12 protein-coding genes and 1 tRNA gene are annotated in these 10,592 nt (G+C 48.8%); 5 read left to right on the forward strand and 8 right to left on the reverse strand.

What is annotated here, in order from left to right:
• The 7 genes from ABYP73_RS07135 to ABYP73_RS07165 form a co-directional block, all read right to left on the reverse strand.
• A partial coding sequence (locus ABYP73_RS07135) for a MerR family transcriptional regulator (RefSeq protein WP_372973865.1) occupies positions 1-495 on the reverse strand: 495 nt, incomplete at its 3' end.
• 122 nt (positions 496-617) lie between these two features.
• Complete coding sequence (locus ABYP73_RS07140; protein ID WP_372946460.1) at positions 618-1,868, reverse strand: NAD(P)/FAD-dependent oxidoreductase; 1,251 nt, start codon at positions 1,866-1,868, stop codon at positions 618-620.
• Between the two features lie 110 nt (positions 1,869-1,978).
• Positions 1,979-2,065: transfer RNA gene (locus ABYP73_RS07145), tRNA-Leu, on the reverse strand.
• Positions 2,066-2,183: 118 nt separating this feature from the next.
• Positions 2,184-2,633 (reverse strand): hypothetical protein, encoded by a 450-nt coding sequence (locus ABYP73_RS07150; protein WP_372946461.1) that lies wholly within the window; start codon positions 2,631-2,633, stop codon positions 2,184-2,186.
• 80 nt (positions 2,634-2,713) lie between these two features.
• Entirely contained in the window at positions 2,714-3,391 is a 678-nt protein-coding gene (locus ABYP73_RS07155) for an ABC transporter ATP-binding protein (RefSeq protein WP_372973866.1), read from the reverse strand.
• A 9-nt stretch (positions 3,392-3,400) separates the two neighbouring features.
• On the reverse strand, positions 3,401-4,663 hold the full coding sequence (locus tag ABYP73_RS07160; protein ID WP_372973867.1) for an ABC transporter permease: 1,263 nt from the start codon (positions 4,661-4,663) through the stop codon (positions 3,401-3,403).
• Positions 4,660-5,661 carry an efflux RND transporter periplasmic adaptor subunit gene (locus ABYP73_RS07165; protein WP_372973868.1) on the reverse strand — a complete coding sequence of 334 codons (1,002 nt, stop codon included), beginning with the start codon at positions 5,659-5,661 and terminating at the stop codon, positions 4,660-4,662. Before ABYP73_RS07165 ends, ABYP73_RS07160 begins: the two co-directional genes overlap by 4 nt.
• Before the next feature lie 360 nt (positions 5,662-6,021).
• Between ABYP73_RS07165 and ABYP73_RS07170 the strand changes: the two genes are divergently transcribed.
• Complete coding sequence (locus ABYP73_RS07170; RefSeq protein ID WP_372946440.1) at positions 6,022-6,321, forward strand: HPF/RaiA family ribosome-associated protein; 300 nt, start codon at positions 6,022-6,024, stop codon at positions 6,319-6,321.
• A 70-nt stretch (positions 6,322-6,391) separates the two neighbouring features.
• Here ABYP73_RS07170 and trxA read toward each other — a convergent pair whose 3' ends face one another.
• Positions 6,392-6,691: a thioredoxin gene (trxA, locus tag ABYP73_RS07175; RefSeq protein ID WP_372946439.1), complete on the reverse strand. Its 300-nt coding sequence runs from the start codon at positions 6,689-6,691 to the stop codon at positions 6,392-6,394.
• Between the two features lie 117 nt (positions 6,692-6,808).
• Between trxA and ABYP73_RS07180 the strand changes: the two genes are divergently transcribed.
• The 4 genes from ABYP73_RS07180 to ABYP73_RS07195 form a co-directional block, all read left to right on the forward strand.
• Positions 6,809-7,654, forward strand: a complete 846-nt coding sequence (locus ABYP73_RS07180) for a universal stress protein (protein ID WP_372946438.1) — start codon at positions 6,809-6,811, stop codon at positions 7,652-7,654.
• A 17-nt stretch (positions 7,655-7,671) separates the two neighbouring features.
• Positions 7,672-8,517, forward strand: a complete 846-nt coding sequence (locus ABYP73_RS07185; RefSeq protein WP_372973869.1) for a universal stress protein — start codon at positions 7,672-7,674, stop codon at positions 8,515-8,517.
• A 28-nt stretch (positions 8,518-8,545) separates the two neighbouring features.
• The gene (locus ABYP73_RS07190; RefSeq protein ID WP_372973870.1) at positions 8,546-9,385 is read left to right on the forward strand and encodes a restriction endonuclease; all 840 of its coding nucleotides are present in this window, start codon (positions 8,546-8,548) and stop codon (positions 9,383-9,385) included.
• Between the two features lie 11 nt (positions 9,386-9,396).
• The coding region (locus ABYP73_RS07195; protein ID WP_372973871.1) for an MBL fold metallo-hydrolase at positions 9,397-10,592 on the forward strand (1,196 nt) is incomplete at its 3' end.

Consider the following 10,592-nt stretch of genomic DNA (forward strand, 5'->3'; position numbering starts at 1 on the left):
ATAGATCTTTTGTTTGATCAGGTTGGTGATGAAATGTTCGTGAGACGGACTGATGGTATCTGTTTGCCAGAGCAGGCCGAGCTCATTCAGCAAGGGGATAAAAACCTCCCAGAAGATTTCCCTGAAGGACCGCTCTCCTATCAGGCTGTTGTACGTTTTTTGAAACAGGGAGACGTCAAAATTGATCATTGACAGTTTAAAGGCATTGATCGCATGACTTTTTGTGCTGTTCTGTGCCACCAGTTCCCTCACCACAACAGGCAATTCTCCTTCGGGGATTTTGGCGATCTTGGAGATCTTGTACCCGTTGTTGTATAACAAGGTAATGTTCAAAAGCTTTTGCAGACTTGCCAGGCTGTAGGTCCTTATATTCGTAGCGGTGCGTTCCGGAGCCAGTAAGTTGTACCTTTTCTCCCATATACGGATAGTATGGGCCTTGATCCCGGAAAGGTTCTCAAGGTCACGAATACTAAAGTATTTCTTTACGTTGTTCATGTTTTATAGATAAAACTTAAACAAAGTTACATTTTTTTGTCGCCAATGTTCTAAGAGGAAAGTTAAAATTTTAGGGAGTTGAGGTATTTATGCCTCTGTCGTTGTGGAAATTACAATCTCGGTCAAAACCTTCTTTCGGGATGGAATCCTTCGAGGGACATAGACAAGGGTTGATCAGAGATCAGTTCACAGACCAGTTTACCCGTGGCCGGCCCAAGGCTCCAACCCATCATAGCGTGCCCGGTGGCGATGGTGAGGTTCCCATAATGGGAAGTTTTTCCAATGTAGGGTAGTCCGTCCGGGCTCACTGGCCTCAAACCGCATTGGGCTGCCTGTTTTTCCTGTGGAAAAATCTCCAGCTCCGTGTAGTAACTCTCCGCTGCCCTGGCAATGGCCTCTACGCGTTCCGGCCTGATCTTGTGATTGATCCCGGAGAATTCCATGGTCCCCGCAAAACGCGTGAAATGCTTCATAGGGGTGACGGCGACCTTGGCCTCCATAAGGATGGCAGGCAGGGTGATCCCCACCGGCCTCGGGACATTGATGCGGTATCCTTTTCCAGCCTGCAGCAGTAGCCTTATCCCGAGATTTTTGAGAAGGCCGGAAGTCCAGGATCCTCCGGCAAGGATCACTTCGTCCGCACTATAAGTAGCTTTCTTTGTCAGGGTGGCGCTAATGCGTTTATCCTTCTGGGTAAACCCGATGACCTCTTCATCCTGCCGGATGACCACCCCCTGAACCCTGAGGTACATTTTAAGTCGGTCCATGATCTCATCAGGTGAGGTATGGGCGTCACAGAGATAGTGCACAGCGCCGTCTATCTCCGGACTCAGTCCGGGTTGTACGGCATCCAACTCTGCCCGGGTGAGCTCTGTCACCTCCAGGCCTTCATCGGCTGCCCTTCTGGCAACCTCCTTTTCGTGCCGCCCTTCCTTTTGGGTTTTATAGAGCATGAGCAGGCCCTTCTTCTCGAGTTGAAAATCTCCTAGCTCCCCCGAATCGTGCATGTCGCTGTACAGGTCCTTGCTGAGCACATTGATCTCCCTTATCAGGGGAATGGCCTTTTCGACATGTGCCCGGGTCGAAGACCTGTTAAAGGCCCAGGCCCACCTCAGGAAATCGCCATCCAGACGGGGTTTCATGTAAAAAGGGCTGCTGCTGTTGAACATCCATTTGATGCCCTTGGCCATCATGCCCGGAGCGGCCAGGGGGATGATATGGCTGGGGGTAAGATATCCGGCATTCACATAGGAAGCACCGCTATTCATGCCCGACTTGTCGATCACGGTAACCTCGTGACCTTCCTTTTGCAAATAGTAGGCACAACTGAGACCTACGATCCCCCCACCTACAATAAGAATGCTTTTACCCATATTCCAGATCCCCGATTAGTTGATTCGGCCTGGCTAAAATATGGATTATGCCGAAATCACTCCACAAAAAAACCGCCATCCTTTTGTTGAATAGAATAGCGGTCTTTTTTTGGTGCCCACGACTGGACTCGAACCAGCACGTCCTTGCGAACACTACCCACTCAAGGTAGCGTGTCTACCAATTCCACCACGTGGGCATGAAATTGATTTTCGGGAGGCAAAGATAGAAACCTTAATCCTATCCTACAATTTAAATTGAGTGAATTATTAGCCTTTGCTGAAAGCTTTTTTCTTAAATATCCTTTTTTACGTAGATCAGGAATCCAGGATATGCTGAAGTTCCTCGCTGTCTATGACGTATTCGGTCACTTTAAAGACCTCCTTTCGGATTTGCCTGAATTCCCTTACAAAAGCTGCGTACTCGCTTTCCATTTGCCCGTGGCGGGTGCGAAACTCCTCCCCGGAAACAGTTCTTTTTCCTTGAATGGCGTCAACGATCTGCCCGAGGTGGCTCTTGACGGACTCTTGCAGATCCCTGCACTTTTGATCGAGATCGTGTCCCTTTTTGCGGATTTCAGTCACCCGTTCCAGATTTTCCTTTTTGGTGATCCAGATCAGGTATTTTTGAATAAGCTGTTGGAGGAACTGTATATCTTCCCTGTAGAATTCCAGGTCGGATTTCCAGTGATTTACCAGGATATATACTTCATACCAATTTACCTTTCGACCGATAGGAATAAAGGCGGTTTCGACTGGGCTGCTCATGGTGACAGTTTTTAATTTACCCTAAAGTTATTCAGGAAGCAATTCCTATCTCATGACTTATATCATACTTTCATGCAAAGTCAGGATTTTATGATCCTGCCGTCTTCCATGTCTATGATGCGGTCCGTACTTTTTGCGAAGTCGATGTCGTGGGTGACCACCAAAAGGGACAATCCCTGTTCCTCCTTAAGGCGTTTAAAGATCTGCAGGACATTTTCAGCATTATAACTGTCGAGATTCCCTGTGGGCTCGTCCCCCATTAGGATGGTGGGGTTGTTGATCAGGGCCCTGGCAATGGCTACCCGTTGTTTCTCTCCTCCCGATATCCTCGAAGCCCGTTTCTCAGCCAGAAAACCGATGTTAAGCATTTCCAGCTTTTCCCTGGCATCCTTTTCAATTTCGCTGTTTGTTCTGATCCCGAGTTTTTTAGCGGGGAGCATCACATTCTCAAGGACACTGAATTCGGAGAGGAGGTAATGAAATTGAAAGACAAAGCCTATGTGCTCATTTCGGATCCTGGACAGGGTCTGATGCGACCGGCCTGTGATGAGCTCACCGTTTAGAAAAAGTTCCCCCGTGTAATCCGTATCCATGGTCGACAGGATATAGAGCAGCGTGGATTTGCCGCATCCTGATTTTCCCATGATGGAGGCAAATTCACCGCGTTTTACCGAAAAACTTATGTCCTTCAGCACATGGAAGTCTACCGGCTTCCTGAAGTGTTTGTCTATATGTCTCGCTTCCAGAACGCAGTCCATATTGCTTCTTTAAGTTCCCCGAATGATACGGACAGGATCTATCTTTTTTGCCTTGTTCGAAGGCAGGTAACCTGCCACAAAGGTCGATAGCAGGGCAAAAATGATCCCGATCACATAGTATCTGAACTGCATGTTTACCGGGAACGTCGTGATCGTAGGCAAAGCCTCCGTGTTAAAGGGTAACTGGTCTATGAATACCGAGAGGCCGAATCCGATCAGCAGACCCAAAAATCCCCCGACGAGTCCGATTATGATCGCCTGGCTCATAAAAATGAGCTGTACATCCCTACCTGAAAAACCGGTAGCCTTCAGGATGGCGATGTCATTCATTTTCTCATAGATCAGCATATTCAGAATGTTGTATATCCCAAACCCGGCCACGATCAGCAGGGTAATGGACACGGCATAGGTAATGAGATTGCGGATATCCGAACCCGTTTCGAACTGGGCGTTAGCCGTATTGATATCCGTTGCCTTGATCCCGAACTGATTCCCGAGCTTTTGGGCCATAGACGGGGCCTGACGGATATCATAGAGTTTTATGTTGATGTCCGTGATGTAATTCTGGGCCTCCCCGCTGATCCTCTGTACCGTTTTCAAATTGGCATAACTCTGGATGTTGTCGATATCGGCGATCCCACTCTGGTAGATCCCTACGATCTTGAGAGGAAAGATGCCGCCATTTACCCTGCTGACCTGCACCCTGTCTCCAATACCCAGCGACATCTTTTTGGCCAGGCCGGCCCCCAGCAGTATCCCGTTCTCCAAATTCCTGAGGGCTTCCGGGCTGCCCGACACGATATAATCCCGGAAATTTGAGATACGCACTTCTTCCATGATGTCTACGCCCGTGAGGTTTCCCCCAAGTTCGATAGATCCCGAGAGGTAAAAGATCTGTGTCCTCATCTGGGGGGTGGCCCCTCTGACCCCCGGATCTTTCTTCAGGTAATCGAGGATGGGCATGGCGTTGTGAATCTTGCGCTGACTCTGCTTGGGCTTAACTGAGTGGACCACATTGAAGGCCCCTTCGAGCTCGTGGTAAAGAGAAACGGGCTGATCTTTCGAGGGTTCGATCTCGTTGTAGAGGTGGATGTGAGGGGTTTGGTTCAGGATCAGATCGTCCAGCATCTGGTTGAGACCCGTCATAAAACTGACCAGGGTGATATAGGCCCCAATTCCGAAGGTTACCCCCAGGGAGGCCGTCACTGTGGATTTCATCTTGGTCAGGAGATGGGTCCTGGCGATGTTGAGTATGACACTCCAGTTCGTCATTTCTCGGGTTTTAGCAATACGGTTCCGGCATCGATCCCGGAAAGAATCTCTACCTTGTCGAGATCCTGCAGGCCTGTCCTGACGGTCACCGGGCCATCCTCGGTCTCCACGATACTGTCATGGCTGAGAAATTCCTTGGGGATGACCAGGGCATCTTCCCTCTGGTCGATGATGATATTTCCCTCCCCGGAGAGCCCGGGGTACAGGGTAGGGGGTGGGTTCACAAAAAGGGCTTCCACGGTAAAGGTCTGGGAGCGTTCGTCCTTTTTCGGGTAGATCTTGCTCACCTCAGCCTGGAATACATTGCCGGGGTAGGCATCCAGGCTGATCAGGACCTTTTGTTCCCGCGTTATTTTGACAATATCCACCTCGTCTACGAGCATTTCCACCAGGAATTTCTCGCTGCTGCCTACGGAGGCAACCGGTTCCATGGTGGTCACGATCTCCCCCGGTTCCTTGTAAAGGGCGTAGACAGTACCGTTGATTTTACTTTCCACGACGAAATCCCCGGCGGTGATGCGGGCAGATTCATAATTATTCCGGGCCTGCCTGTAGAGAGACTCCAGTTCATTCTCAGTTTGGGCATAAGCGCTTTTTTTCAGGCTGAGGTTATTGCGGGCGAGTTCGAAAGCCAGTTGTCGGTTGTCATATTCGGCCCGAGAACCTATGCCCTGTTCCCAGAGTTTTTTTTGCCGTTCGTAATTGACAGAATCATTTCTGAACTGCATGCTGGCAGCATCGATCTGTTCCCTGAGGCTTTTCAATACGGCATTGTTTCCCGTATAGTTTTTTTCGGCCAGTTCAAGGGCAAGCCTGGCATTGTCCCTGTTGAGAGCCGGGGCACTGTTGATGATCTGCGCAATAGGGTCGCCCTTAGTCACCACCGATCCCTCTTCCACCAGGTTCCTGTCCAGGATGCCCCCCACGGAGGCATAGGCCATGTAGAGGCTGTCTGGCTGTATGGTGACAGAGGAATACACGGATTCTGTGATCTTCATCCTTTGCGGATATACGCGCTCATTCTTATCGTTACAGTTAAGGCTTATGAACCCTGCAGAAATAAGTAAGGACGATACAAAAATCCTCGATATAAACGCTTTGGCCATACTGTGATTTTAATGTAAAGTTAGCCCCGGACAAGCCCTCACACCATGATATTTATCACATTCGTCCGAAGTGTGGGTGAGTAGTGGATATTTGTCGTATTTTTAAGTAAATTACGAAATCTATATCTTCGGATGCGGCCGGGGTACCATTAGTGAGGTGTAAGTAAATATTTTGCAATTCCGGCCTGACAATTGTCATAAAAAGACAAAGAGGGAAAACTTATCTTGAACCCATAAATAAACTTCGGATTTATGACCATCAACATTCAATACGTACACATGCCCACCAGTGAGGCGATGAATCAATTACTCACACAAAAACTTCAAAAACTTTCGGCTAAATATGACTGGATATTGAGTACGGATGTCTACTTCAAGCTTGAGAATGACTCCAGCGGAAAGAACAAGGTTTGTGAGATGAAGATGGAAGTACCTGGCCCCCGGCTCTTTGCCGGTTCTACTGAGGATAATTTTGAGAAAGCCGCTGCTGCCACTCTAAAAGAAATAGAACGCCAGCTAAAAAAACGCAAGGCCGTCTACAGCAAACGCTGACTTATTACATTTAAACAACGAATGTCCCCGGTCTGTCGGAAGCTTAACAAACCCTTCCGGAGGATGTATATCAGGTGTAGGATTGTAATACCTTCACCAGGTCACTCTTCTGCATGACTCCAGATTGCCTCCAGAGAGGTTTTCCCTCCCTGAACAGGATCATAGTGGGAACACCTCTGACCTGATACCGTTCTGCCAGGGCAGCATTCCTGTCTACATCGATCTTGACGATCTTAACAGAGTCGCCCAGCTGGTCCTTGACCTGTTTCAGGATGGGCGCCAGTACCTTGCATGGCCCGCACCAATCCGCATAAAAGTCGACAAGGACCGGGATCTCCGAGGAAATAATGTCTTTAAAACTACTCTTCATGTCTGGATTTAAGCCATGTAAAACTAGTTAAAAAAATAGGACTTCAAACTGACGAATGTCATACTTCTGATTCTAGGAAAAGGCTACCTTTAAGGAAGATATCCAAAGGAGACGGACATGAGAAAGATAGTGGTGCCAACAGATTTTTCGGAAAATGCTTTCAACGCCCTTAAATACGCCTGTGAGATTTTTAAGTATGAACAGAGTGAGATCTTCATCCTCCATGCCTATGCAGATGAGGTCTACCAGCTGGGAAATATTACAGACCGTTCCCTTCTGAACAAAAAGAAGGACGAGGTAGAACAGCGATCTGTCAATGCCCTGCAGAAGATCAGACAGAAGATCAGGGAGTATTCACCAAATCCTCAGCACACATTCCGGACCATCCCGGCATTTGGTTCCCTTATTGACGAGGTGAATGACCTTGTGAACCGTGAGAATACGGATATTGTCGTCATGGGTACCCGGGGGGCGGGCAATGACCGGAGTATCACCTTTGGCAGCAACACGCTTATGGTGATGAAGTATGTGCAATGCCCCGTGATGGCAATTCCCGAAGGCTATGTCTATCACGCACCCCGTGAACTGCTGTTCCCCACCAATTACCTGATCCCTTACAAGAGGAGGGAGTTGAAGCTGCTCTGTGAACTCACGGGTTCCTTCCGGTCTAATATCCACCTGCTTTATATAGACCCCATGAAAAATCTGTCTTTGAGGCAGGAGGACAATAAGGCGTTTTTAAAGAATGAATTGAAAAAGGCCAACCTCACCTTTGAAACCACCGAAGAAAAAGACAAGACCGTTGCCATCACCAAGTACATCGTCCATCAGAATATCGATATGCTGGTCATGGTCAATACCAGGCACTCTCACCTGGAGGACATGCTGATGCCATCCACAGTAAATACCCTTGGGTTGCATATAAAGATCCCCTTCCTCGTACTACAGAATATCGCGCGATAATTAAATACACTCCGATCATGAAAACGATCATCCTTCCTACCGATTTTTCAAAGAATGCCTACAACGCCATTACCTATGCACTCGAGCTCTTTAAGAACGAGAAATGCAGGTTCTACCTGCTGAATACCTATACCCCGGCCATCTATGAATCGGAGTACATCCTGCATAGTCCCGGACAGATCGGACTCGGAGATATATACCAGTCGCTTTCCATGGAAAACCTCGAGGATCTGAAGAAAGATCTGGAACAAAAGTTCAAAAACCCCAAACACACTTTTATCATCCATTCAGTCTTCAACCTACTGGTGGACGAGGTGTGCGACCTGGCCAAAAAGGAAGAAGTGGATATGATCATCATGGGGACACAGGGTGCCACAGGGGCTAAAGAGATCTTTCTGGGATCACACACGGTCCACGTAATCAAGAAAGCTCCTTGCCCGGTGCTCGCGATCCCTGCGGAGTACACCTATGAAGCGCCCGGCGCGATCCTTTTTCCAACGGATTTTGAGGTGGATTACCAGCATACCAAGCTTTCCGTCCTGATGGATATCGCCTCCGTGTATAAATCACTGATTCACGTCCTCCACGTTTCTACGGGATACGAATTGACGGAGAAGCAGGAACGTAATAAAGGCAGCCTTTCCCGAATGTTCACCGAATTAAAACACGAATTTCACGACGTGCCCAGCCAGGAGATCATAGACGGGATCAATGGTTTTAAGTCGAAAACCAAGGTCGACCTCCTCGCCATGGTGCAGAACAAGCATACCTTCCTGGAAAGGCTGTTCATAGAACCTGTCATCAAGAAGATAGGCTTCCATGTCACCATTCCTTTCCTGGTCCTGCCGCACCCCGATGAATAATGTTAACCGGTCATAGGAAATCAGGTTTATGGAACGTCGAATCGAGATCGTTAAATCATCAGGGGAAACAGTGCCTTTTTCCTCCCTCCGGCTTGCCGAATCGCTCCGGCACAGTGGGGCAGATGAGGCTACCGTCGACCATATACTTCGGAAGGTAGAAGAGGAGTTGTTTCCCGGGATAAGCACACGGGAGATCTATAACCGGGCTTATGCCATGCTGAAACGGAAAAGGCCCGTATACGCCTCCAAGTACAAACTGAAAAAAGCCATTTACGAATTGGGGCCGACCGGGTTTCCTTTCGAGAAGTTTATCAGTACCCTGTTACAGTATTCCGGTTATGATACGCGCGTAGGCGAGGTGGTCAAAGGGCAGTGCGTATCCCATGAGATCGATGTGCTTGCCCGCAAGAACGGAAAGACCTTTTTGATAGAGTGCAAATTCCACGGGGAGGAGGGAAGAAACTGCAACGTAAAAATACCCCTTTACATACACTCGAGGTTTCAGGATGTAAAGGCAGCAGACAATGGAGCCGGGGCAGGTTTTTCAAAACCGGATGAAGGCTGGGTGGTCACCAATACCAGGTTCACACAGGAGGCTGTCACTTACGGCAAATGTGTAGGACTGTATTTGCTTAGCTGGGATTACCCGGAAGATGACGGTATAAGGAACAGGATAGATCGGCTTGCCCTCTATCCCATCACGGTATCAACCCTCCTGTCTCAACGGGAAAAACATTTCCTGCTCAGCCGGGATATTGTCCTTTGCAGGCAGCTCATAAAGGACACATTTTACCTGGATCACCTGGGGGTCTCTGAAAACCGAAAATCCAGGATTTTAAAGGAGATCGAGGATCTCTGTCGCCTATAAAAAGATTAACGATGGTCAGCGTACGATTTTTGGGAGCAGCACGTACGGTCACGGGATCAAAATTCCACGTGTCTGTAGACGATACAGATCTTATGGTCGATTGCGGGATGTTTCAGGGATTGAAGGCACTGAGAGAGGAAAACTGGAAATCCCTGTCTGTGGAAGTTCCCAATCTGAAGCATATCCTGCTGACCCACGGGCATCTAGACCATACCGGTTACCTGCCACGTATGCTCAATCAAGGCTTTAAGGGGAGCGTACTGGGCACGGCGCCTACCCTGGCCATAGCTGAGATCATCCTGAGGGACAGTGCTGAGATACATGAGGAGGAGGCAGAAAAAGCAAACAAAGGGGGATATTCCAAACATCAACCAGCTCTCCCTTTTTTCACCCGGGAAGAGGCCGAAGCTGCGGTTAAACTGTTCAGGGCCGTACCCCTGGACGAATGGCAGGAACTCGGAGAAGATATTTCAGTGAAATGGTCCTATAACGGGCATATTATCGGGGCGACCTATATCACGATCAGGATAGGGGGAAAGCATTTTGTGTTCTCAGGGGATATCGGCAGGAGGGATGACCTGCTGCTGAGGGACCCGGAAAGACCGAGATGGGCCGATTACCTGTTTATGGAGAGTACCTACGGAGACCGCTTACATCCGGAAGAAGAGGTAGAAAATACCCTGATTACCCTTATCCACAGAACGATAGAAGAAAGGGGTACTCTGCTGATCCCGTCTTTTGCGGTAGAGCGACTCCAGCTGTTGATGCTCATCCTCTGGAAATTGTACCGGAAAAACAATATACCGGGCATACCGATATTCGTAGACAGTCCGATGGGGGCTGATGTCCTTGGGGTATTCAGGGATTTTCCCTCCTGGCATAAGATCCCGGAAGCCGATTTCAGGGCGATGTTCAAACACATGACCCTGGTGAGCAGTTACAGGGACACATGGAGGACCATCGATGATCCCAGGCCAAAGATCGTGGTGGCCGGAAGCGGTATGATCTCGGGGGGGCGTATACTGACCTATTTGACCAAGACCCTTGATAAAAAGAATACCACGGTCCTACTGGTGGGATACCAGGCCGAAGGAACACGTGGCCGAAAGTTGCTTGAAGGGGAGAAAAGCCTGAGGATCTTTGGGAAGGATTACCGGGTGGAGGCAGAGGTGGTCCACCTCGAAAGCCTCTCGGCCCATGCAGACCA

The organism is Muriicola sp. (assembly GCF_041567615.1).
GTDB lineage: Bacteria > Bacteroidota > Bacteroidia > Flavobacteriales > Flavobacteriaceae > Muriicola.

Coding starts and splice junctions, on each gene's coding strand:
- ABYP73_RS07190 (WP_372973870.1), top strand. CDS start 8,546: ATGGAACGTCGAATCGAGATCGTTAAATCATCAGGGGAAACAGTGCCT.
- ABYP73_RS07160 (WP_372973867.1), bottom strand. CDS start 4,663: ATGACGAACTGGAGTGTCATACTCAACATCGCCAGGACCCATCTCCTG.
- ABYP73_RS07150 (WP_372946461.1), bottom strand. CDS start 2,633: ATGAGCAGCCCAGTCGAAACCGCCTTTATTCCTATCGGTCGAAAGGTA.
- ABYP73_RS07140 (WP_372946460.1), bottom strand. CDS start 1,868: ATGGGTAAAAGCATTCTTATTGTAGGTGGGGGGATCGTAGGTCTCAGT.
- ABYP73_RS07180 (WP_372946438.1), top strand. CDS start 6,809: ATGAGAAAGATAGTGGTGCCAACAGATTTTTCGGAAAATGCTTTCAAC.
- ABYP73_RS07165 (WP_372973868.1), bottom strand. CDS start 5,661: ATGAAGATCACAGAATCCGTGTATTCCTCTGTCACCATACAGCCAGAC.
- trxA (WP_372946439.1), bottom strand. CDS start 6,691: ATGAAGAGTAGTTTTAAAGACATTATTTCCTCGGAGATCCCGGTCCTT.
- ABYP73_RS07185 (WP_372973869.1), top strand. CDS start 7,672: ATGAAAACGATCATCCTTCCTACCGATTTTTCAAAGAATGCCTACAAC.
- ABYP73_RS07155 (WP_372973866.1), bottom strand. CDS start 3,391: ATGGACTGCGTTCTGGAAGCGAGACATATAGACAAACACTTCAGGAAG.
- ABYP73_RS07170 (WP_372946440.1), top strand. CDS start 6,022: ATGACCATCAACATTCAATACGTACACATGCCCACCAGTGAGGCGATG.